This window comes from Bacillus sp. FJAT-29937 (assembly GCF_001509555.1).
Lineage (GTDB): Bacteria > Bacillota > Bacilli > Bacillales > Cytobacillaceae > Cytobacillus.
Genome location: NZ_LMAS01000008.1, coordinates 46,463 through 71,131 on the forward strand (window position 1 = coordinate 46,463; position 24,669 = coordinate 71,131).

22 protein-coding genes and 2 pseudogenes are annotated in these 24,669 nt (G+C 35.0%); 20 read left to right on the forward strand and 4 right to left on the reverse strand.

Annotated elements, in window-relative coordinates; translation table 11 throughout:
• Window positions 1-13 precede the first annotated feature (13 nt).
• From AR328_RS16815 to AR328_RS16845, 7 genes are all read left to right on the forward strand, one after another.
• Entirely contained in the window at window positions 14-1,246 is a 1,233-nt protein-coding gene (locus tag AR328_RS16815) for a phage tail protein (RefSeq protein WP_066298396.1), read from the forward strand.
• Window positions 1,247-1,358: 112 nt separating this feature from the next.
• Entirely contained in the window at window positions 1,359-2,177 is an 819-nt protein-coding gene (locus AR328_RS16820; protein WP_066298399.1) for a hypothetical protein, read from the forward strand.
• Window positions 2,178-2,182: 5 nt separating this feature from the next.
• Complete coding sequence (locus AR328_RS16825) at window positions 2,183-2,737, forward strand: recombinase zinc beta ribbon domain-containing protein (protein ID WP_197414481.1); 555 nt, start codon at window positions 2,183-2,185, stop codon at window positions 2,735-2,737.
• 216 nt (window positions 2,738-2,953) lie between these two features.
• Window positions 2,954-4,435, forward strand: coding sequence for a spore germination protein (locus AR328_RS16830; RefSeq protein ID WP_066298401.1), 1,482 nt, complete (start codon window positions 2,954-2,956; stop codon window positions 4,433-4,435).
• Between the two features lie 8 nt (window positions 4,436-4,443).
• On the forward strand, window positions 4,444-5,538 hold the full coding sequence (locus AR328_RS16835; protein WP_066298403.1) for a GerAB/ArcD/ProY family transporter: 1,095 nt from the start codon (window positions 4,444-4,446) through the stop codon (window positions 5,536-5,538).
• Between the two features lie 4 nt (window positions 5,539-5,542).
• Entirely contained in the window at window positions 5,543-6,673 is a 1,131-nt protein-coding gene (locus AR328_RS16840) for a Ger(x)C family spore germination protein (protein WP_066298404.1), read from the forward strand.
• A 354-nt stretch (window positions 6,674-7,027) separates the two neighbouring features.
• Window positions 7,028-7,471 (forward strand): hypothetical protein, encoded by a 444-nt coding sequence (locus AR328_RS16845; protein ID WP_197414482.1) that lies wholly within the window; start codon window positions 7,028-7,030, stop codon window positions 7,469-7,471.
• Between the two features lie 224 nt (window positions 7,472-7,695).
• On the opposite strand, the gene AR328_RS16850 is transcribed toward AR328_RS16845, so the two are convergent.
• Both AR328_RS16850 and AR328_RS16855 read right to left on the reverse strand, forming a co-directional pair.
• Window positions 7,696-8,487, reverse strand: a complete 792-nt coding sequence (locus AR328_RS16850; protein ID WP_066298405.1) for a recombinase family protein — start codon at window positions 8,485-8,487, stop codon at window positions 7,696-7,698.
• A 24-nt stretch (window positions 8,488-8,511) separates the two neighbouring features.
• A complete protein-coding gene (locus AR328_RS16855; RefSeq protein ID WP_066298410.1) occupies window positions 8,512-8,706 on the reverse strand; it encodes a hypothetical protein in 195 nt (64 codons plus the stop codon).
• A 352-nt stretch (window positions 8,707-9,058) separates the two neighbouring features.
• Here AR328_RS16855 and AR328_RS23540 point away from each other — a divergent pair.
• The 7 genes and pseudogenes from AR328_RS23540 to AR328_RS23555 all read left to right on the forward strand — a co-directional run.
• Window positions 9,059-9,436 (forward strand): annotated as a pseudogene (locus AR328_RS23540) (protoglobin domain-containing protein); the annotation flags it as partial.
• Window positions 9,437-9,442: 6 nt separating this feature from the next.
• A complete protein-coding gene (locus AR328_RS23545) occupies window positions 9,443-10,246 on the forward strand; it encodes a methyl-accepting chemotaxis protein (RefSeq protein WP_442854462.1) in 804 nt (267 codons plus the stop codon).
• Between the two features lie 5 nt (window positions 10,247-10,251).
• Window positions 10,252-10,446: a PAS domain S-box protein gene (locus AR328_RS23140; protein ID WP_231734961.1), complete on the forward strand. Its 195-nt coding sequence runs from the start codon at window positions 10,252-10,254 to the stop codon at window positions 10,444-10,446.
• A 23-nt stretch (window positions 10,447-10,469) separates the two neighbouring features.
• Entirely contained in the window at window positions 10,470-11,312 is an 843-nt protein-coding gene (locus tag AR328_RS16870; protein ID WP_066298418.1) for an HD domain-containing phosphohydrolase, read from the forward strand.
• 554 nt (window positions 11,313-11,866) lie between these two features.
• On the forward strand, window positions 11,867-12,448 hold the full coding sequence (locus AR328_RS23400) for a VOC family protein (protein ID WP_066298420.1): 582 nt from the start codon (window positions 11,867-11,869) through the stop codon (window positions 12,446-12,448).
• 212 nt (window positions 12,449-12,660) lie between these two features.
• Window positions 12,661-13,194: pseudogene (locus AR328_RS23550) on the forward strand (protoglobin family protein); the annotation flags it as partial.
• Window positions 13,195-13,470: 276 nt separating this feature from the next.
• Complete coding sequence (locus tag AR328_RS23555; protein ID WP_442854463.1) at window positions 13,471-13,962, forward strand: methyl-accepting chemotaxis protein; 492 nt, start codon at window positions 13,471-13,473, stop codon at window positions 13,960-13,962.
• Window positions 13,963-14,028: 66 nt separating this feature from the next.
• Here the strand turns inward: AR328_RS23555 and AR328_RS16885 are convergent, their stop codons facing one another.
• Both AR328_RS16885 and AR328_RS16890 read right to left on the reverse strand, forming a co-directional pair.
• Entirely contained in the window at window positions 14,029-14,202 is a 174-nt protein-coding gene (locus tag AR328_RS16885; RefSeq protein ID WP_066298430.1) for an asparagine synthase, read from the reverse strand.
• A gap of 93 nt (window positions 14,203-14,295) precedes the next feature.
• Complete coding sequence (locus AR328_RS16890) at window positions 14,296-15,204, reverse strand: MerR family transcriptional regulator (RefSeq protein WP_066298433.1); 909 nt, start codon at window positions 15,202-15,204, stop codon at window positions 14,296-14,298.
• Between the two features lie 313 nt (window positions 15,205-15,517).
• Between AR328_RS16890 and AR328_RS16895 the strand changes: the two genes are divergently transcribed.
• The 6 genes from AR328_RS16895 to AR328_RS16920 all read left to right on the forward strand — a co-directional run bounded on the left by AR328_RS16895 (window position 15,518) and on the right by AR328_RS16920 (window position 24,618).
• Window positions 15,518-18,565, forward strand: coding sequence for an efflux RND transporter permease subunit (locus tag AR328_RS16895; RefSeq protein WP_066298437.1), 3,048 nt, complete (start codon window positions 15,518-15,520; stop codon window positions 18,563-18,565).
• Between the two features lie 1,222 nt (window positions 18,566-19,787).
• A complete protein-coding gene (locus AR328_RS16900) occupies window positions 19,788-20,270 on the forward strand; it encodes a TRAP transporter small permease (RefSeq protein WP_066298440.1) in 483 nt (160 codons plus the stop codon).
• Entirely contained in the window at window positions 20,267-21,541 is a 1,275-nt protein-coding gene (locus AR328_RS16905; protein WP_066298442.1) for a TRAP transporter large permease, read from the forward strand. The genes AR328_RS16900 and AR328_RS16905 overlap by 4 nt, the downstream gene beginning before the upstream one ends.
• A gap of 40 nt (window positions 21,542-21,581) precedes the next feature.
• A complete protein-coding gene (locus AR328_RS16910; RefSeq protein ID WP_066298444.1) occupies window positions 21,582-22,412 on the forward strand; it encodes an HpcH/HpaI aldolase family protein in 831 nt (276 codons plus the stop codon).
• A 29-nt stretch (window positions 22,413-22,441) separates the two neighbouring features.
• Window positions 22,442-23,470: a DctP family TRAP transporter solute-binding subunit gene (locus AR328_RS16915; protein WP_066298449.1), complete on the forward strand. Its 1,029-nt coding sequence runs from the start codon at window positions 22,442-22,444 to the stop codon at window positions 23,468-23,470.
• A 197-nt stretch (window positions 23,471-23,667) separates the two neighbouring features.
• Complete coding sequence (locus tag AR328_RS16920; protein WP_066298453.1) at window positions 23,668-24,618, forward strand: D-2-hydroxyacid dehydrogenase; 951 nt, start codon at window positions 23,668-23,670, stop codon at window positions 24,616-24,618.
• The last annotated feature ends 51 nt before the right edge of the window (window positions 24,619-24,669 follow it).

Consider the following 24,669-nt stretch of genomic DNA (forward strand, 5'->3'; position numbering starts at 1 on the left):
GGGAGGTGGAGTCGTGGCTGATAACTTTGGACTTCGAATCGGTGTGGAAGGCGAGAAAGATTTTAAGAATGCCTTGAGAGATATAAATCGGAATTTTAAGGTGCTAGGTAGTGAAATGAAACTCGTTACCGCCCAATTTGATCGGCAGGACCAATCAATTGAGGCTCTAACGGCAAGGAATGGTGTGCTTACCAAGTCAGTAGATGCTCAAAAAGATAAAATCAGCACATTAGAAGCGGCCCTCAGAAATGCAGCTGAATCATTCGGAGAAACGGATAGACGAACGCAAAATTGGCAAATTCAGCTGAATAACGCCAAGTCTGCCCTTGCTTTGAAAACCAAACAGCTAGCTAAGCTAAATGATCAGTATTTTGAACTTGTTCAAATCTCTAAGTCATTGCAAGGTAGTCTTCCGGTTTGCTCAGTAACTTGCGAGCACATATCATATTTGTTAAATGATGAGGCTTTTAATATAGATGAATTTGATTATACGGGAGACCCAAAAGCTGGACTCAACCAGATACTTTCAGGGACTCCCTTTTCTGCAGGAATCGTTGATTTTACAGAAACCTGTACGATGAAAATTAATCAGGAAGTGACAAGAAGGGCAGCACTTAAGCAGTATATAGCCATTTTAGGTGGCGAGATTGAATACGACGGCTACCAAATTAACATTCGCAAACATCGTGGTAGTAGTATATATCAGCCAGTCATGGATTCAAAAAACGTTACGGATGTATCGGTTTCCCATGATTCAAGGGAAAATACATCCTCTTTTAATATTTCATTCTTCAAGCTTTTAAATCTAGCAGTTGGAGATAATGTGCGTATTGTATTTAGGCCATTAGGAATTGATGTGAAAACGAGAATCATTTCTTTAGAGTATAACCCTTTCTATCGTTACAACATCCAGGTTGAGGTTGGAAGGTACAAGCCTAGCATTTCTAACACTTTTTACCGCATTGAAAACTCAATGAATAAAGTGGAAAGCTCGCTGAATGATGTGGGCAGTTCTGTGAATGGACTGCAGTACCAAATGGATCAGCTTGGCGTTTCTTATACTATAGTAAAGAATTTGACGATTGATGAAACTATGATTCATGTAACCTATGAAGTTGAAAAAGGGGATACCCATCAATATTTTGCTGATTATAGCTATACTTCTGATAGTAACGGACGAATCACAAGCATTACTTTGGAAGAAATCTTTTCGGAGTTGTTGTTAAAAAAGAAGTATCGACTTTGACAGTAGATGCTGCAAGGTTTGACATCGTCTATGCGGATGGAGAGACAGCAAGTTATAACTATTCAACAGATAGTAGCGGCAGAATTACGGGAATTGAAAAGGTGGTGGAAGGGTGAGTTATCACAGGAATTTCAATAATACATTAGCGATTTGGGCCGCTTTTGGTGGCAGAGGTGAACTCATTCTTCCCATCCCTACCTTAAGTTGGCAAAAGAAATATTACAACGACTTTGGTCACACCCAGTATGGTAGCGAGAAGCAAATAAAGGTACATGATAATGGGAATGCACAGATTGCTGTGTATTATGCCAAAACACCGTATATGTCTTATTTCAATAAGAGTACAGGAGAATGGACAGTAGTGGATCTTCCTTGGTGGAGCTATGGCCAACCAGAAATTTTGTATGCTGGCGGTGGAGTGTTTTTAGCAAAGATAGTAGGGCTAGCTAATATAATTGCTTCTTTTGATGGCATCACTTGGCATAATGCTGGGTACTGCCAAGGAGCACAAAACTCCATGACCACAGGGGCCTATGATTCTAGTATTGGTTCAGGCATCGTTAGCTGGTGGTACTATAAGTCACCGGTGTATTACAGTTTTGATTCGTTAACAGAAAGAACAGCTTGGACGTTGGTCGGAGCGGAATATCGCTATGTTAGCGGAATCTTTCATGTGAATCTTTGTCTAATGAACGACAGTGCGACTGAACTTACAGAAACCAATTTATCTCATGTCGGGGATCTCGCCAATAATAACATTCCGAATCCAGAAAATATCGTCTGGATGGAAGATTGGGGAAAATATGCATTGTTTAATGAGAGCATGCTATATGTCTCAGCTGATGGACTGACTTGGGAAGGAGTCGAACAACCGGGATTTACTACCACTAATTCCGATACATTTGGCGGGGCTATCTATGTACCAGCATAAGGAAGATGCTTAGCAATGAGAAGTATAAAGGGGATGCTCTTCTTCAGAAGACTTATACGGTCGACTTCCTGACGAAAAAGAGAGTACAAAATACCGGACAAATTCCAAGATACTATGTTGAAGAAAGTCATCCTGCAATCATACCAAAAGATATGTGGGAAGCGGTACAGTTAGAGATGGAGAGAAGGCGGGCCTTTGCAGAGAAACATGGGATTGTAAAAGTTGATTATGCTACGATTGAGAATTCTTTTGCAGGAAGAGTTATATGTGGCAATTGTGGCAGCCCATTTGGAAGGAAAGTTTGGAACTCTACAAACGAAACGCTTCGAAGAAAAATATGGAGATGCAACAAAAAATACACCATTAAAGGTAAAAAGAGCTGTGAGAATAAGCATATAGACGATACAACTTTATACCAAGCCTTTATAGATGTATTTAACGCCATACTAGAAAACAAAGATCACTTTTTAAATAAGTGGAGAGAGCAAGTTAGCGACGACCTTCTAAAAAATATAAAACAGAACAGTTTATTGAGCTTTTTAAGGAAGCTACAACATTAAAAGAGTTTGATATAGGTTTGTACTTTAAGCTAATTGAAAAGATGACGGTATTTAAAGGAGAAAAAATTATTGTGACTTTTCTGGACGGTACTGAAGTTGAGTGTCAAATTGACAAATAAGAAAAGGTCTGGAAAACTCTCCAAGCCTATAAAATATTCTGGATAAATTAATTGTTTTTACAGACACTATTAAAAACGGTTGAAGGATAGGTTACGAATGACAGAGCGTCATAATAATGGCAACTTCCCAGGTTATGAAAAAATTAAATCCATTCTTAATGAATCACCCGATTTGATCTGTCGAAAGCTTGAAGTTGGTCAAGAGGGGATTCATATTATTTTTATGAAGAATTTAATTAAGCCAGAGATTCTAAATGAATATGTCATTAAATACATTGAAGAACTTTCTGTAGGAAACTTACATTACACCTATTTAATGAAAAACATACCTATAGGGGAAATAATTGCAAATTTAAACGAACAAGAGGTAATCTCTTCCCTATTAAATGGATTTGCTTATATTTTTTTTTTAGATGAGAAAAAGGCATTCATTGTGAACTGCGCAAATCCCATTGAACGCTCTATTGAGAAAGCAGAAACAGAATCGTTAGTATATGGACCTAAAATTTCGTTCACTGAATCATTAACTTCTAACGTTAAGATAATCAGACAAAATCTAAAAGATTATAATTTGTGCACGGATGAAATAAAGATTGGGGAACGCGTTCAAAAGCAAGTAAGAATTGTATATATAAAAGATATTGCGAACGATGACACTCTTCAGACACTTAAGGACAGGATTAAACAATTAAAAACAGAAAATGTAATTGACAGTTCCGTTTTGGCTCAATGCCTAGAAGATAATCATTACTCTTTATTTCCTCAATTTATATTAACAGAGCTCCCCGACCGATTCATCTACTCGATTTTAAACGGGCGAATTGGTGTTTTTATAGATGGTAGCCCAGTAGCGATTATAGGTCCTGCTAATTTTTTCTCATTTTTCGAATCAACAGAAGATATCTATTTGAGATGGTCTTTAAGTACATTGATTCGTGTCATCCGATTATTTGCTATGGTAGGTTCTCTTTTTTTAACAGCCATTTATGTGGCTGCCATGACGTATCATTTTGAACTCATACCATCTAAATTGTTATTTATCATTGGACAATCACGTTCACAAGTTCCTTTTCCACCCTTATTAGAAGCACTCTTACTAGAATTTTTAATTGAGTTACTTAGAGAAGCTGGGGCCCGTCTTCCTTCAAAAGTAGGACAAACAATGGGAATTGTTGGAGGTATTGTCATTGGCCAAGCAACGGTTGAGGCAGGGTTAACTAGCAATATTTTAATTATCATTGTTGCATTTAGTGCATTAGGGGCATTTTCGGCTCCTATTTATGAAATGGGCACTGCTGTCAGAATTGCTAGATTTCCAATCATTATTTTAGCAGGTGTTTGGGGGTTAAATGGAATCATTGTCGGTATATGTATTCTAATGGTTCACTTGTTAAAATTAACTTCTTTAAATAAACCTTATCTTGCACCCCTATATCCGCTAAGAATGAAAGATTTACAATATTTTTTAATACGTCTCCCCCACCATTTTTATATGAGGCGACCGGTAGTAAATCGACCAAAAGACTCCATTCGCCTAAAGGAGCGATTAAAAAATATAACAGATTTAGATGAATCTTGAGGTGCAAAATGAAATCAAATATACGTTTTGTTAACGCCTTTATGGCGTTTTATATCATACACACTTCGCAAATCGGTATGGGAATTCTTGGATTTCCAAGAATTATATATCTAGAATCAAAAAAAGATGCTTGGATATCCATTTTGCTATCTGGTTTATTCGTTAGCTTGATTACATGGGTATTGATTTCTATCCTAAAAAAAAATGAAGGTGGTACTCTTTTTGAAATTCATGAACATATATTCGGACGCTTGATTGGTAGTATTTTTAACTTCCTTATTGTCATTTACTTTATTGCCGTCCATTATTCGATTACCATTAGTTTTGTCGAGTTGTCACTAACATGGGGATATGAAGGTGTCTATGAATGGGTCGGGGTATTGGCTTTATTAATAATAACCATTTATGCTGTATCCGGCGGATTTAGAGTAGTGACCGGTGTTTGCTTCTTATCCTTTTTATTGACTATATGGCTGCTATTTGTTGTGTACCAACCACTTCAAACCATAAATCTAACTAGGATTTTACCTATTATGACGACAACTCCTTCAGAAATTATGAAAGGAGTTTTCAAGAGCAGTTATACAATGTTAGGTTTCGAGACGTTACTTTTTATTTTTCCATTTATAAAGGAGAAAAATAAACTACAGCTGTTTAGTCAAATAGCAGTCTGGTTTACGACCATTCTTGTTTTAATAACAACTGTTGTTTCTATTTTATTTTTTAGCGCGAATGAATTAGAGAAGAATGTATGGCCTGTTGTCAGCATGATTAGCACGGTCCATTTTCCATTTATTGAGCGCTTTGAATTTGTTGCGGTTCCGTTATGGATTTTAGTTATTTTTCCAAACCTATGTATCACTCTATATATTTCTTCCAAGGGTATTAAACAGATTTTTCATATAAAACAGAAATATGGAATATGGCTCATCTCCATTATCCTTTTTATCTGCAGTTTTTTAATTACGAAAAGAGTAGATAATAATTATTTTTTTGATCAAATTGGCAAAACTGGATTTTTCCTGTGGTTTATCTATCCGATTTTCTTGTATGGAATAACCATTATAAAATCAAAAATCAATACTCGTACCAGACGGAGTTGAAAGAATGAAAAAAATTGTTATTCTGCTGTGTTCTCTTCTTTGTACTGCATGTATGGCCCCTGAAAAAATAATAGAAATGCAAGGGATTTCAACGATTATTGGTTATGACTTGCTTGATGACAATACATACAAAGGCACTATCAGTTTGTTACAATTTGACCGAAAAGAAGAAAGGACCAGTGTAACCCTTTCAGCTGAAGGAACGACTAGTAAACAAATCAGACAAAAACTAGAGGAACAAACAAGCCATGACATTACGTCTGGTCAATTAAGGACCATACTATTTAATAAAAATATGGCAGAAACAGTAGGAATTTCTTCTTTTCTGGATACAATGCAACGAGATAGCAGTATCAGTTCTTTAATCTTTTTGGCCATTACTGATAATGCTGAGGAGACAATTAACAATACAAACTATGAAGAATATCCCGAAATGGGATCCTATATCTATCAAATATTGGATAAACACGAAAAGAAAGAAATGTTAGTCAACTCCAACTTACATGATTTTATTACTACACTATATGAAATAGGTATTGATCCTACCCTACCCTTGATTAAAAATGCAAATGGGGTAGCACCTTCTATAGGTGGTGTTGCATTATTCAAAGATGATAAAATTGTGGGGTCTATTTCGTTGATAAACACCTTTTACCTAAAATTATTCACAAATAATAATGCATTTTTAGGTGATATAACTGTAGAGATTCCTGCTCAAGAACTAGAGAAAAGAGGTATGGCAAAACTAAACCTTCCTAAAAGTGATATTTATAGGATTACACTTCTTCCAATAAAGTACAAAGGAAACATTGAAATAAAGAACGAAGAATTGGTTCATTTAAATGCAACGATATCCGTTTCAACATTAGAATTTCAACCCACTACTTCTTTGAAAAATAAAGATGCACTAAACAAAATGGAGCAACTAATTAGTGAAGCCCTAAACAAAGAATTTGGAAAGATACTTGAGGAATTAAAAAATTTACATACGGATCCCATTGGCATTGGAAGAAAAATAAGAAGTGTAAGAAAATATTCCCATTTAACTGAGGAAGATTTAAGACAAAATTTCTCAACACTAAAGATAAAACCAAATATAAAGGTGGAAATTAAGCGAACTGGATCAGTTGAATAACAGGTTTTCTAACGCCACTTAACCACGGCCCAAGTGTTGATTATTCACTGGGTCTTTTTTCTCGCTTGTTGCATGGTACCATTGCAAAAAGGACAGACTACTTCAACTTCTTCATTTTCTTCCAAGTCAAAATGAAATTCTTCTACAACATAATCTGGAAAATCATCTTCTTTTCCGTAATCAATACATCTAAAATAATAAATTCTATTTCTTCATTTAAGCCGAATGAGATGAGCCTTTAGTTTTCTATTCGGATAAAGCATTTTTCATAAATATCTATTGCTTCAATTTGTAGCCTATCCACTTTCTTCTCAAGAATGGGAAATTAATTTATGGCTACATGCTGGAGATACAATGAATGCTGCAAAAGAAACATTCAAAAAACTCGATGTTGAAAAACTCTTAGAACTGCAAAAGCAAGGTTTCCAATTATCAAAGAATTTTCATGTCGCATACCGTTCAAGTAATTTATTATGGTTTGAAGGAACACTTTCTTTTGAAGAATATATAAGATTTTGGAAGAAGGAATATTCCAATTTAAAGCAAATTAAGAGAACAGACTTTTCTGATCTATTTAGTGAATTAGAAGACAAGAAGATAATTGTCTCTGAGGATAGAAGTAAAATTAAAGAAAAAATTTTAGACAAGAGATATGATAAGTTAAACATCTGTCCTGGATTCTTAATGAAGTATACATGGAAAGATGAGGATGCAATAAGACTAGATAAGAGTAATATGTTTGATGCTGATTTTAAAGATAAAGTCGAGGCAGCTTTTAGTGTTATTGGTGGAATCTAATTTCACAAGTATTGTTGTTATAAACAGGTTAATAACTAACAAAGTGAGTGTTACGGAAATTTTATTTAGGCCCTCTTGAATTTAGGGGGTACACCATTACGCAAAATCGAATTTACGCGTTTCAGTATCATCATTCTATCAAAACACATGTTGAGTGTGTCTCGCAGATAGTTTTAAAAGAAGCAGCAGGCCCCAAATAGGGGATTCCTGCTGCATTTATTCCATTATTGGAGTAGAAAAGCGATAGGTATGACAGGAGTTCCGTAGGCCTTTACTTCAATTCGATTTATCAATCGATGCAAGATTTCTGATGTTAATTCATCGAAGTTTAAAAATTGAAGGAATTCTTGTTTTAATTTCTCGATATCATCCACCGTATGTTCGCCTTCCAAAGAGGATAGTAAATCATTCTTCTTTTCAACTAACTCATTAATTTCAATATTATTAGCTTCTACATTTTCACGGTATTCCTCTTGAGTAATAATCTCTTCCGCTAACATATTGATGTATTTTCTTTTTTCTGTCAAGGTATTAATAGCATTATCTAATGTGATAATATGAATCCCTTGATTCTCGCATAGGTTTTTGATTTGATATAATAATTCCCCATTTCGAGCTAAACGGGATAATTCTTTAGCTACGATGATATCGAACTTTTTCTCCCGGGCATCCTGTATTAACTTTTGAAGATTTTTTCGCATTACAGTCGTTCCTGTTTGGGCATCTATATAAATGTTATAGATGTCCCAGCATTGCTCCTGAACGTATCTGTAAAACAGATCTTTCTGATACTGCAGAGACGCTTTCTGTTCCTCTTTAGTTGTTGAAACTCGAATGTATATTGCACATCTCATTCTTACGTCAATTCGTTTTTGAGAATTTTGAGATGTAGCAGTGTTTACCTGTTTTACATTATTAACAATAGCGTCGAATTTATTATCAATCTTCAGTTTGTTTATCACATTGATACAATTTTCTTTAAAATAAACTTGCTCTGCAACGCCATGTGTAGCCATTTTTCACATCCGTATAATCATGTTTCACCAATGCTTCAACTCCTTCATGATTGTTTGGATGAGATGCTCCTCTACGCCGTTGTAAAATGAGATTTCAGCATTCGCCGTTTTAATCGTGCAAATGCTAGAGGATCCAGTAGAAGAAGACGTCGATAAGGCTATTGATTTATTTTCAGGATGAAGTGTAACGGGGACAATTGTTAATTTTTCTTTTGGCATGAGAAAGCACCGCCTTAAATTAATACGTTTATCGTACCAGGAGATGCTGTGTTTTTTTATATGCGTTGTTTGATTGGGGGCTTACCGTCTTTCTTCATGAAAAGGGCGATCTAAGAATAAATTTTGTGCCAAGGTAATCTAAATGTTCCTAAACTTGTCAAATGTTTATAATATACAAACATATATTCACACTGTGAATATGGTAATATTTACTTATTGGATGAGCATAAAGTAGGGGGATTTTTCAATGGTATTCAGAAGATTCAAGCAGCCTAAAGAAGAGGTACAAGAAGTACAAGGGAAGGTTGAATTAAACATCATTAAGGGGAGCGAACTTGAGAAACAAGTTCAAATGATTGGCCTTACAAAAAAAGACTTAGGGTTTATTAACAGTTTGCAACCATTTATCATCAAAAATATTGATTATATCGTAGATCGTTTCTATAAGAATCTAGAAAACGAGCCAACTTTACTTCATATTATTAATGATAACAGCTCCATTGAAAGATTAAAAATGACGCTTAAACAACACATTTCTGAAATGTTTGAGGGAGTAATTGATGAGACTTATTTTGAAAAAAGGATTCGTATTGCGCATATCCATGTAAGAATTGGTCTAAAAACGAAATGGTATATGTGTGCTTTTCAGGATTTGTTCCTTTCACTTATTAACATTATCGAAGAAAAAATAATGGATAAAGAAAATCTTCTTCTATCGATTAAGGCTGTATCTAAAATTTTGAACCTCGAACAGCAACTAGTCCTTGAGGCATATGATTCTGAAGCTGAAAGATTAAAAAGACAAGGCGAAGAACAAAAAATATTGATAAGAGAAAATGTGGCAAGCGCCTCGCAAAATTTAGCTGCGATTTCCGAAGAAACGAATGCGTCTTTCCAACAATTAGATTCACAATCCCATGAGATTGTTTCCCTCGCAAATAAAGGAGCGGAATTATCGATATTAGCAGAAGAACGCGCGCAGCAGGGAAAAGAACAGCTTAGGAAACAAAACGAGAATATGGCGAGCATTAACCGCACTGTTAGTGATATTTCTAGAGATGTAAAAGTATTATTAGAGATTTCGAAACGCATGCAGGAAATCATTAACATTGTTACAGGAATCGCTGATCAAACCAATTTGCTATCTCTAAATGCTGCAATTGAAGCTGCTAGAGCTGGTGAACATGGTCGTGGATTCTCTGTTGTAGCTGAAGAAGTTCGAAAGCTTTCAGATGAAACAAAGAAATCAGTAACAAACGTAGCTACATTAATTTTAGACACCAATTCTCAAGTAGAAAAGTTAACACAATCGCTTGAAAAAATCGGAAGCGCTGTCAATGACGGCAATAACAGCATGGAAGAAACAGAAAATCATTTCGAACAGATATTAAAAACAATGAATGAAACGAAACATCAAAACAACAAGATCGAACTCGAACTAGCTTCTTTTGTTTGCGTAGTGAATGAATTGGGGCAAGCATTTGAAGAAGTAGCATTATCAGCGGATAGTCTTACAAATGTTGCACAAGAAATGGATTAATGATTATGAGGAAAACATCATTAATATTAACAAAGGATTTGCCGATTGAATTAGTAAGTTATTTAATGTTAGGAGATGCAGTGATTATTACAGACAGTAATCATATGATCGTTGATGTAAATAATCACTATGAAACAACAACTGGCTATTCAAGGGATTTCATTATTGGGAAAAAGGCAGAATTTTTGAGGCTGGGCTGACACCCAAAAATACATATGCCTCATTGAAAAAGCAATTAAAAGAAGGTAACTCTTGGTCAGGTGTGTTTACTAATCGAAAGAAATCAGGAGATATCTGGCATTCATCGATTACCATCACTCCGATTTATTCAGATCATGATTTATTTTTTGTGGGTGTGTTTCGAGAATTGGAACAATTAGAAAAAGGTATTTACATCTCCGAAAAGAAGAGGATTGAAACGCAAAGAGAATTATTAAAAGTCCTTGCCATCTCATGTGAAATACGTGATCCCAGTATTGAAGAACATTTACTTAAAGTGCAAGAATTAACTGAAATCTTGGTGAACGCTCACGAAGAACGAAACAATTTGAACCTTTCCACAAATTACATAAACGATATCATTCATGCCAGTATCATGCATGATATCGGAAAAGCTGAAATCCCAGAAGGAATTTTATATAAACCAGGGCCTTTAACGCTTTATGAAAGAAAAATCATTGAAATGCACCCGTTAATGGGTGCAGATATCTTAAATAAAATTTCTAAAGAATTAAATCAAGATGTGATAAACAGTCTAGAAGTAATTAAGAACATTATTCTTTATCATCACGAAAAATGGGATGGTACAGGCTATCCCCATAAATTAAAAGGAGAGGAAATTCCTTTTGAAGCTAGGATTGTCGCCATTGTGGATGTTTTTGACGCATTAACAAGTCGAAGACCCTATAAAGATTCATGGGCAATAGAGAAGTCACTATCCTTCATTAATGAACAAAAGGGCAAACATTTTGACCCGACAATTGCGGAGACCTTCATTGATTGTTTTGATGTTGAAAAACATTCTTACAAGAAAAAATCTTTTTATTCAATTACGAATGAGGATTAATATCAACCGTTATGGCACTATTGCTTTTAAGTAATTATCTCATTCTTTTCTGTTCATTTAGTTTCTTTCCGGTGTTGATACAGATAACTAAAACGCATGACACCTATATGAAAAGAAGGGATTTACAAACTTATTATTTATCGGTGAAGACGTATCCGGTGAATATGTGAAACCCTAAAAAATAAAATAGGTTTAATTCTCAAAAGTACAGGTGATAATGTGAGGATAATTACTTAAACTAACGGTGGCTCTACTTCAATAACGATCCTCAACTATCTGGCGCTTTTCCGAAATAAGGAAAGCGTCTTTCTTCATGAAAAGGGCTAGATTCTGGAACAACACCTTAATAGAGAATTGGAAATTTTATATTAAAGTGCAGAAGAGATTCTGAAGGTTTTTACTTAAATTGTAGGTTAGTTAGTTCAATAAAAGTAGATCAGCATACAACTCAAAAACTACGACTAAGATGTAGGATAATTCTGGCTTATAATCGAGGCATCCTCAATTTAATTTTTGATAAAGTAAATATAAAGAAGCTTTAAATATCAAAACAATTGGGGAGACGAACAATAATAAAAGGTCTTTACGAAGCACATTTACCTGTAAGTAATCTTGCGAATTTAATAGAATTTTATAAAAAGTTAGACTTAGAAATTGCATATCAAAATGATACATTAGCTTTCTTCTGTATTGTGAAAGGGCATAGTTGGTTAGGATTGTGGGAAACAGACAAAGTAGAAACACCATATCACCCCTCTTTAAGACATATCGCGTTACACGTTGACATAGAAGATATTCAAACTGCGAAAGAATGGCTCGAACAAAAAGGGATACAAGTAAGGTCTAGTTTCGGATTTCCTCCAGAAAAACAGCCACTAGTTTTACCGAATAACCCTAATGTAATCAAAGGCCTTTTTCGCAATGTTTGTTGTTTTTGGAGATGCACACTGAACCGTTCCTTTCCGCCACAGGCACGTAGCGATCGTGGGGGGAAGTCGAGCCTCCTCGACGTTCCGTCTGCGGGGTCTCGACTTTTCCTCTATAACCCACAGGAGTCAAGTGCCTTTCGCTCCAATCCACTCTGCGTTTCTAATGTTATTAAAAGCAACAAACTTTTAGTAAATAGCTTAATATAAAAACCTGTTGGAAAATTGGAATTAATTATTTTACCGATTCAATAGGATATAATGGGCCCGTTCTCTGACATACCGATACTCTCCCTTGGAAAAGATAAGTAATATCAAGCTAATTAGTTCTGTCACTTCATAATAAAATAAACATTTTGCATAATTTTAACAAACACTGTACAATGATTGTACAAACGTTGTACAAATAAGGAGAATTAATTATGCTAAAGTTATTTGCTGATAAAGCCAGTACGTCGAAATTTGTTTCGGAAACAAAAATAGAGATCGGAGTCCCTGTTACAGGTTTAGATCCCCTTTTTCATTCACGGGCACAATTTATGGGTTTATCCCAGGAACATTTAGAGGCAATAAAGTCCATTCGCCCCATAATAATGAATATGGTCGATGAAGGTGTAGCTATTATTCTTGACCATCTATTAAAATTTCCTAGTTTAGAGGCAATCGCTACTTCTAGGACAAGCAGGGAAAGATTACATAATGTTTTTAAAACCTATCTCTCTGGTTTATTTACTGGTAATTTTGATGAGGCATTTCACACAATGAGAGAAAGAATGGGACATATTCACTTAAATGCTGGTTTGCCGATTGGCTGGTTTTTAGCAACTTTTGGTGCATTCCAGTCAATATTGATACCCAAAATTATTGAACATCTACAGGACAATCCAAAACAATTATCTACTTCTATTCTAGCTATCAATCATTTATTTAACCTTGATGGTCAAATAATCGTAGAAGATTTTATGAATAGTAAAATTGCTCAAATTGAAGAATCACATGCACAAAAGCTAGATCTTCGAGATGAACTCCTCTCTATTAGTCAAGAGCTTGCTGTTTCAATGGAAAACTCTGAGGCATCAATAATTGAAACTGCCCTTAAAACGAAATTAATTAAAGAGAATACAGTTCTAACAAGCAAAAGCAGTACAAATCTTGTGAATTTAACACACCAATACGAAGAGAAAATTGAAGATATGAGTGTTTCTTTTGATAGTTTAGTTGAGAAAATAGAAATGTCGATAAGCAAAACTGAGTCATTAAAGGATATTTCCGGACAGATTTCGAATATGACTCATGAAATTCAGAAAGTGGCTGATCAGACGAATCTCCTTGCATTAAATGCCGCAATCGAAGCAGCCAGAGCTGGACATGAAGGAAGGGGATTTACAGTTGTAGCAAATGAGGTAAGGAATTTAGCCGAGAACTCCAAACGAATGAGCAATCATATTGTGGAATTAATATCTCAGAGTACATTAAATATAGAATCACTTGTTGATATAATGAACGGTATGAATGCACTTTCCTTTTCCTCTCAATCAAATATTAACCAAGTTCGTACCGGTATCCTGACTGTCAAATACGAAATGAGTAATTTTCTAGAGATGTTTAACAGGAACGCAGCAGATTTAGATTTTATTGCAGATTCGATCCAAGATATTAACCAGTCAACTCATAATCTAACTAAATTGTCTAGTAAACTATTTGACAAGGCTGAGAATCTGTAATTTGAAATTTTCTAAAAAATCTTTACCTACAAAGAGCCGAGCTATTCCAGCCCGGCCCTCAAAAAACTAACTGCGATGTTCAATTAGGTCAATGACTCCTAATACAATGTGCGCTTGGCCGAAACCAAAAACAGTATTCGCAATCATTTTATTAGTAACTCGTTTTTGTTTCATTGCATACCCTGTAGCTGTGACAGCCATTCCTAATGTAGTTGGAATTAATCCTTCACGTAAATTCATTGTATTATCCCCCTACATCGAAGTTAGTCGGTGTATTACACCAATGTTAGTTTTAGCTTGAAGCCAGTTTCTATTTATCTCTAGGTATTGACCCTAAAATACCTGTTTAATTTCGTTCGTAAATTTCAGATGTTTCAGCATCTTCCCGTTTAGAAATTCTTCTGTACCAGGACCACCAATAAAAAATTCGATATGAGGTTGCTTTCCAGCAAACTCGTCTAAATCATGAAGAATATTCTCATTAATATCAAACGGAAGTTTCGTAAGAGCAGATAAAATTACTTTCTTTGGATTTAATTGTTCTATACTCGATTGAATGGCACTAGGAGCTGGTGATGGCCCGAGAACTACTGTTTTCCAGCCTCTTAACATCCCTTCAAGCAAAATAATGTGAACTGGAATTTCATGTCTTTCTCCAGGCAGACATGCCCCCAGCATTAATGGGGCATTTTCGGTCAAATGTATATTTCTTCTCAACTGGACAAGAAAATCCCTAACCACTAAGCTTGCTACTGCCTCCTGGTATTCCCCCCATCTTCCGTCCTTCCATCTCGCCCCAACCTCTTTCAAAAAGGGGATAACAATAGAATGAAGAAGTTTACGTAAACCGTAAGCTGAATATGCCTGCTGTAAAATTCGATTCATATTCGATTCATGTAGATTTTCCCCTTCTTGAAGTAATGAGATTACATGATCATTTAGTTCAATAGGTTGTGTCTCTACCACATCATAATTTACGGAAAACACCGTCGACTCTTGACTGCTTCGATTCTGACATAACAAGGCAGCCTGTTTAACTGTATGACCATTTTCTACTAATGATTTAACATATAAAATGGTATTTACTTCTTTCGACGAGTATATACGATACCCATTATCTAACCTATTAGGATTCACAATTCCATATCGCTCTTCCCATTTACGAATAACTTGTTTAGAAAGACCTGTAATATTCGAAACCTGCTGAATGCTGTAGGTCACATCAACTGCATTCTGAATCATTTTACCATCCTCAATCTAAAAAATATCTTATTAAAAATGAATGTTTCCACAAAAATTAAGATATACATAGCCTAACTTTCAATTCTTTATTAACTATATAACATGAATAAACTTTATACAATAAACTGTATAAGGATATACATAGTGTTGACATAAATTTTGGATGAATACAGAATAATCCTTGTTTTGTATAATGTTTGTATAATAAATAAAATAAAACCTTTTACAAAAACCCACTAATCTTTTATACTCGTTTTAATAATGATATTTACACTCAAATCTAAAATTTTCAAACCATAAGGGAGGATATCAGGTGAATTTTTTAACTCAATTTAGTCTAAAAAACGCTTTTGCTGTTTTCATCATTTCGTTCTTATTAATTCTAGGTGGGCTATTTTCTTTTTCAAAGCTAAAGGTTGATTTATTGCCAAACATTGAATTTCCCCAACTTACCATTCAGATTTTATACCCTGGTGCATCTCAGCAGGATATTGATGAGCAAGTGACCAGTAAACTTGAATCAAAGTTAAAAGGCATTGAAGGAATTAAAAAAATGCAGAGCGCCACATATGAAAGCATTTCAACAATAAATCTTGATTTTCCTTTTGATGTGAAACTAGATGAAGTGGAGGGTACCGTAAAGGATTTAATTAGTAGTACAGACATGCCAGAATCTGTTCAGATAGAAGTAAATCGATTTTCATTTGGCGCCTTTCCTATTTTTAACATATCACTTTTTTCAAAAGGAACTGTAGATTTACAGGAGCTCTTAAATAATGATGTAGTACCTGAGCTAAATAAGATTCAAGGCATAAACAGTATTTCTATCGGGGGATTAACTGAGGATACTTTACAAATTACTATAAATAAAGAGAAGGCCAGACAGTTTGGCTTAACCTTAAATCAAATAAAAGAACAAATACTGCAAAAGCAGCTTTCCTTTCCAGCAGGAAATGTAAATGATAATGAAATAATTATCCCGATCCGAGTACAAGAAAAAATCAAAATGATTGAGGAACTTAAAAATATTAAACTTCAATCACAATTTGCTCCAAATACAAATGGAATTAATTTATCTGAAATAGCAGCAATAGAGGAAATTACTGCTAAGTCTGAAATTACGAGGTATAACCTGAAAGATTCTCTTTCAATGGCGGTTACAAAGAAACAGGATGCGAATACCGTTGAGGTTGCAGGAAATGTGCTAAAGGTTTTAAATACTTATAAAGATCAATTAGATTATGCTATTGGTTTTGATTCAGCAGAAGGAATTGAAGCATCTGTAAATACTTTAATTAAGGAAGGTTTACTTGGAGCACTGTTTGCTTCCATTTCAGTATTAATATTCTTAAGAAACATACGGGCAACTGTTATCGCAATTATCTCCATCCCGCTTTCCTTAATCGTTTCATCCATATTTTTATACCAATTGGATATTTCACTTAATATTATGACATTAGGTGGAATGGCTGTTGCAGTTGGCCGAGTCGTAGATGACAGTATCGTAGTAATAGAAAACATCTTTAGGAGAATACGAAAAGAAAAAGCAGAAATGTCGAATGAATTGATTCAACAATCTACAAAGGAAATCCTTAAGGCCATTTCATCATCAACTATCACAACAGTAGTTGTGTTTTTACCTTTAGGATTTGTCGGAGGAATTACAGGTGAATTTTTCCTTCCATTTGCCTTAACAATAGTGTTTTCTTTATTAGCGTCCCTTCTTGTTGCCATAACGATTGTCCCGATATTGGCTAAATTCTCCTTTAAAAAGGTACCGAAGGAGGAAAAAGAGAATGCACTCCAAAGGCAATATGGAGGGATTATCCAATGGTCTTTAAACCACAAGCTAACAATTATTACTTTGTCAGTATTATCATTAGTCGGTTCTTTCGCACTAGTTCCTAGTCTTGGCTTTACCTTTATTCCTAATGAGGAACAAAAGCTTCTCGTTGCTACCGTTCAGCTGCCAGCCTCGACTTCACTAGAACGGACAAATGAAATATCACTTGAAATAGAAAATATGTTTGCAAAAAAAAGTGAAATAAATGAAGTGACTGCTGGTATTGGCTCCAGAGATTTTCAAACTGGATTAAAACGTCAAAATCAAGCAAATTATTTCATTAGTTTAAAAGATAATGTAAAGGTTACGGAGATTATTAATGAGTTAGAGAAAGACATGGAAGGAATTGTTCTTACGAAGGAACCTAATGCAAAAATAGGTATTCAAGAGCAATCAACTGAGGGACCTCCATCTAATAACAATGTCAATATTAACCTTTATTCAACGGATTTAAAGGCATTACAAGAAGCTGCCAGTAATGTTGAAAGCTATATGATGAAGCAAAAGGATTTAAAATACGTAACAAATAATTTTTCAGAAAAGCAAAAGCAGCTGCTTATCCAAATTGACTCTGAGAAAGCGTCAAAATTTGATATATCTGGATTTCAAATTTTAGCGGCTGTAAGTGATCAAACAAAACCTGTTAATGTAGGAAATCTTACTTTAAATGACGAAGAGCGTAACATCCAGTTATCATATGATAAGAAAACGGATACTTTAGCAGAATTAAAAAAAATAACTATCTTTTCTGCGCAAGGACCTGTCCTTATCACGGAATTGGCAGATATTGTAGAAATTGATGCATATACTTCTATCCAAAAGCTAGATGGAAAGGTTTTTGCTCAAATTTCTGCTGTTGTTGATTCTAATGATATCCGCTCAGTCTCTACAAGAGTCATTGATGGAGTAAAAAACGAAGTTGATATTCCAAAGAATGTTACGTTTGAAGGCGGCGGCGGCAGTGATGAAACGATAGATATCTTCATCCAGCTTGGATTAGCAATGGTCATTGCCATCGGCTTAGTTTATTTAACACTTTTAATTACTTTTGGCAAAGCTAGGATACCATTTATTCTCCTTTCATCACTTATTTTCGTACCAATCGGCTCGATGCTAGGATTGTTTATTGCAAAAGAACCAATGTCTGTAAGTGTCATGATAGGTCTATTAATGTTAATTGGAATTGTGACGACGAATGCTATAGTACTTGTTGATCGAGTTGGCCAAAACCGTGAGGAAAAGATGATGTCCATTCGAGTAGCTTTAATAGAGGCTGGCAAAACTCGTTTGCGCCCAATTTTAATGACGGCTTTTGCAACAATAGCTGCTTTAATTCCATTAGCATTAACAACATCTTCTGGCACGTTAATTTCAAAAGGCCTTGCCATTACGGTTATTGGTGGTCTCACCTCATCTACATTATTGACACTAATTCTCGTTCCAGTTATTTATGAATTATTTTTCTTAAAACAGGTAAGAAAAGAAAAAATGATATCTTCATCATTACATGCAAAATAATGAAGAGCCCCTAGCCAAAAGAGCTGGGGGCTTCTTATTTATTGGCTGCTTTAGCAAAGTTTGTTGTTTTAGTGTTGAACACTGAACCGTTCCTTGCGCTCCAATCCACTCTGCGTTTTCAGTATTATTAATAGCAAGAATCTTTTAGAAAACAGCCTAATTAAATAACTTAGGATCTTATTTATACAGCTTATTAGTATTTTTTTTATCTTCTGCAAAACCAGCTAATAGTTGTCAACATTCTCCAATATAAAATGAAAAATTAGATGATATACTAAAAATGAGGTAAAAATATTTTAGATAAACACTGCTACATCAATATGTCAGCGATTAGCACTCAAGCCACGTTGAGTGTGTAGCGTTGATAGAGTTGAAATAGCTTGGTGGCAATGGTTTTGTGTGTTTTACCCTAAATATTGAAGTGTGTTTTATGTTCCCTCGGACGAATGGTTCGGGGGATTTTTTGACTCCCGGGGGTTTTACTTTTAAGCAGAATTTAGCAGTATTCCAGTAATGTATATTTTTGCGGACTTAGGTATTGGCGTCATATTTGAAAACATTAAAACTGATACGGGACAAAAGGCGAAATCACGCTGTTTCAAGCGATTTTGATTTTATGTTGGTGTTTGTTTGGTGTTTAAAGATCCTTAACAAAACTGAAATGACCTGAACCCAAAAAGTTAAACACGCAAATTAGGTAGCCACTTGGGCATGAGTTCTGTAATTAACCGGACCCATGCCTTTTAATTTTCCGTTTCCGAAATATTGACCTAGATCCAATCCAGATATAGGCAATTCGAATAGGCAGTAGTGAATTGCTATGAAAAATAGTAATAGATATATAACTTTTATTCATTTTACAAATATTCAAAATATATGTACAATTAAAATCAATAAAATATTATCTCATAAATAGAATGATTAACATAAAAAGGAGTGAGGAAATGAAGATACGGGAATTGCCTTCCGGATTTGGTAATACTTAATAAAATAGTTTTCTAGGGAAATTTCAGTGATAAGAGCTATAAACATAAGAAGGCTAGATTCCTTAAAAAACGAATTTAATTTTTGTAATCGTTATCAGAAATTATACTCGGAAAAATTATTGAGTACAACATCAATGTAAAATGACAGAAGCAACTGAATACTTCACCGATAAAAAAGAGAAGTATTCAATTGTGGACAGGTGTAATAGTTTTATAAAGTGCCTAGGAGGGGTCACTTGAAATTAATTCAATTTATTAATCAAACAATAAGAATTGTTTGTATTACATTAATAATTATTATTATTTTTACAACCTTTTTTCAGGTTATTGTTCGTTATTTATTTAGTTCTTCCTACACATGGGTGGAAGAAACAGCTATATGGTCAATGGTATGGATTATCTTTTTAGGGTCAGTTTTGGGAATTGTAGAAGATGCTCACCCTAAGGTTGATTTTTTTACAAACCTTTTACCTAGTAAAGCCAAAGGTATTGTTGAAAGTTTCAGTAATCTTGTTTGCGCAATAGTTGCTGCTTTATTAGGCTATTATTCGATTGATTTAGTTCAATCAAATTTCCACAAAATATCTGTCGGTTTACAAATACCTATATCAATACTCTACCTTTCGCTTCTAATAGGTAGTGTGCTTATGGCTTTGTTCTTTTTAGTGAAAGCTTATGAAAGTATAAGGGGAGCTTTTGGAAAGGGGGTTGAAAATTGATCACCGCCTTGTTCATCACACTTTTTGCAGCTATGATTCTTGGTATCCCAATTGGATTTTCAATTATAATTAGTGTTTTCGTTGCTGTTATGCTTGATGGCTCTATTAATCCATCAATAATAATTCAACGTGTGGTTAATGGAGGAGCAAGCTTTACTACGCTCGCTATTCCTTTATTTATAATTGCAGGTAACTTGATGTTTTATGGAAGTACCTCGAAATTAATGAATCTTGCAAATATGTTAATTGGAAGAGTGCCAGGAGGACTGGCAAATGTGAGTGTAGTAGGCAGTGCTTTCTTTGGTGCGGTATCAGGATCAGGGATAGCTACGACTGTTGCAGTAGGTTCAATAGTTGGTCCAGAAATGACAAAAAAAGGATATAAAAAAGGATATACTGCTTCCTTATTAGCGGGAGCTGGAACTTTGGGTGTCATGATTCCGCCTAGTATTGCAGCAATTATCTACGCAACGGTAGCTAACACATCTGTTGGCCAACAATTGTATGCAGGTACTGGACCTGGTTTGCTTACAATGGTTTTGTTAATAGTGCTTAACACCATCCTAGCATTACGATGGGGAATAGGTACAGAAAAGTATTCCTATACGATGAAAGAACGCATGAAAATTTGTTTGGATGCAGTCCCGCCACTATTAATGCCGATAATTATTTTGGGGGGCATCTTCAGTGGCATTATCACTCCTACAGAATCAGCTGTTGTTGCAACATTATACGCACTTATCCTCTCAGTGTTCGTTTACAAGGAATTAAATTTTAAAAAATTAATGGATGTTTTTGTTGAAAGTACGATTACTATTTCGATGATTTTACTTATCATTGCTGCAGCAACCCCATTCTCTTGGTTTTTGACTATTAAAAACGTACCCCAAATGGTGGTAAGTGCTTTAGGTTTACTGTCTGATAGTAGTTTTCTCCTGATAAGTATAATAATAATTTTGATAGTCATATTAGGTATTTTTATGGAGGGTGCAAGTATTATCATTTTAATGACACCTTTACTTCTCCCGCTTGCCATTCAAATCGGATATGATCCAGTACATTTTGGTACAATCATGCTATCTGCAACAAATATTGGTGTTATAACACCACCAATGGCAGTAGGTTTGTTTGTCGCATGTAAAATTATCAATATAAATTTAGAAGATGTTTTTCCAGAAGTTTTCTATGTGATAGGGGTCATGATTATAGCAACATTTATTATAGCCATGTGGCCGAGCTTGTCGCTATGGCTTCCAAAACTATTGATGTAACGAAAAATTATAAAAATATATTGAAAAGGAGATTTTCAAAATGGGATATAAAAAACAGATAAATAAAATTACGAAGTCAATCAAGGAGGGAGTAGCACCGGTAGGAATCTTTGTATTTACGAGAGATGTTTCTGTTATAGAGGTAATCGGTGATTCTGGATTTGATTTTATTATTATTGATGCTGAACACACTAGGCTAAATGGTGAAACGTTAGAGCATCAAATCATGGCAGCGCAATTGCACGATGTTACACCTATCGTCCGTGTCCCTGATAATATCCCTTATATGATTCGACATGCTATGGAGGCTGGTGCACTAGGTGTAGCTGTCCCACATATTACGAGCCGTGAAGATTGTAGACGCGCTCAAGAAGCATTACGGTTTGCTCCTTATGGTAAAGCTGGTATGTGCCCTACTATCCGGGCAACATCGTACAATGTAAATTATTGGGATGAACACGTCGAAACTGTGAATGAAATATCACTTATTGCCATGATAGAGGATCCTATCGCCATGAATGATTTGGATGGCATCCTAGATGAATTAAAACCGGGAAGGGACTTGGTCTTGTTTGGGAAAGCTGATTTTAGTCAGGGTCTTGCAAAAAAGGAACAAGGAATGCTTGTAGATTTAAACAATCCTGAAACTACAGTGGCATTTAAGAAAGTGGTTGAAGAGTGCATTAAACGTAAAATTTCCGTCATGGCTTCCCCATACCCAGGATTAGGTTCCGAGGATATTAGGAATATAGTAACTGACGGTGGGCAAGCCATTATTCTAGACACGGACTTAATGTTATTGCATAATTCCTTCAGGAAAATTCTTGGAAGAGCGAAGGGAATTAACCTAAATAGTAAATCATTAGTCTAAGAAGAAATAAACTTAAGAGGAGGGGAAAAATGAAAAAATTAGTTTGTGTATTTTTAACACTAATTATTGCAGTGGGTTTGAGCGCATGCAGTTCCGGCGAAACTAGTTCTAGTAATAATGAAACTGGTGGTTCAGATCAAGGAAATTCAAAAGTAATAAAACTAGGACATATGTTTAGTGCAGGGGATCCTCTTTATAACGGTGCTGAATATTTCAAAGAAACTTTAGAAAAATTAAGTGATGGCAGTATTACTGTTGATATTTATCCTAATGCAAGTCTTGGTAGTGTAGATGATATGATTGAGCAGGTACAAATGGACAGTTTGGATGCTGTTCTCGGTGGTTTTGCTCCTTTTCATGGCGAATATCCTGCAGCAATGATTGATGAAGTACCATTTCTTTTTACTGGCCACGAACATTACTTTGCTGCTATGGACGGTGAGTTAGGTGAAGCTTTACAATCGGAAGTATTCGGTAAGGCAGGAATGACTAATCTTGGAACTTGGAGTAGTGGTTTTAGACATTTCACTAATAATAAAGGTCCAATTGTTGTACCTGAAGATATTAAAGGGATAAAAATTAGAAGTGCAAACTCTCCGATTAGGTTAGAAATGTTTAAAATTTTGGGTTCTAACGCGATTTCCATGCCATTCCCAGAAGTCTTTTCAGGATTACAGCAGGGAACAATAGATGGTCAGGAAAATCCCCTTAGCTTGATTGTTTCTAGTAGTTTTAATGAGGTGCAGGATTATTTATCTTTGTCCGGTCATATTTACAATGGAATCCCAGTGCTTTTTAGTACCAAGTTATTAGAAAGCTATTCAGATGAAGAGCAGCAGTGGATTAGGGAAGCAATGAAAGAAGCTACAACATATCAGCGTGATTTAGCTAAGGAATTTGAAAATGAGGCCTTAAAGACCTTAGAGGCTGATATGGAGGTTAATAAAATTGACTACGATGCTTTCTTTGACGCCGTTCAGCCTGTATACGATTACTACAGAGAAAAAGCCGGTGATAATGGTTGGATTGAAATGGCTTTAAAGGCTAAACCGAATTAAATAATAAACTGCTGATAGAAGAGCCTGTTTCAAATTATTTAAATTTTCTGATAAATTTAATAGGTGTGTACCTGCTTTGAGAGGCTATTTATTGCCTCTCTTTATAAGATTTGTAGCCAATTGAATTTAAATACGGTCTTCTTTGGAGCTGTCATACGCCTTTTTAAATATAACTTGGGAAGGGAGATTTATATAATATGAAAGTTGTATCATCGGCAAATATAAATCAAACCATTCAACAGCAATTTAAGGAAAAATATCCAGATATTCAATTTGTCTTTTGTGAGAATATGAAAAAGGCGGAATCAGAAGTTGAAGAAGCAGATATTCTTATTACGTTTGGAAATGATTTGAGTGAAGGCCATGTTCAATTAGCTAAGCAGTTGAAGTGGGTTCATTTACTTGCGGTTGGGTTTGAAAACTTGCCTATTAAGGTAATTAAGGAGAGGGATATTCTAGTCACAAATTCACATAGTATTCACGCAATCCCAATGTCGGAATACACAATTTCCATGTTATTGAACGTAATGCGAAATGAAAAACTGTTGCTTAAAAATGAAAGAGAAAAGATCTGGGGGCAATGGATTAAAATTGAAGAAATTACCGGCAAGACGATTGCGATTTTGGGAACAGGTTCAATTGGTCAGGAAATTGCAAGGGTTGCGAAAGCATTTCGCATGACAACACTTGGATACAATCGAAGTGGGAACAGCGTAACAGAATTTGACGAGATTTTTACTTATAATAGATTACCAGAGATGCTATTAAAAGCTGATTTTGTTGTCTCTGTGCTGCCTGCAACCAATAAGACAAAAAACTTTATAGATAAAAGTTTATTTAAGGCAATGAAAAGTGAAGCAGTATTTATGAATATTGGACGGGGTTCCACAGTTTGTGAAGAGGACTTAATTAACGCTTTAAATGAAGGAGAAATTTCACATGCAATCCTTGATGTTTTTCAAATTGAGCCTCTTCGCCGGGAACACCCGTTTTGGGAGATGGATAATGTAACTGTTACCCCCCATTTATCAAGTCTCTCTACGAATTATCAGAAGAGAGCATTTGAAATTTTTGAAAAAAATTTAATCCAATTTCTATCTGAAACAGGAACATACATGAACAAAGTCAATATGGAACGAGGATATTAATCTATCAAAATTTTATAGGTCATTTTTTCATTTCTCATGCTATGTTTTCTC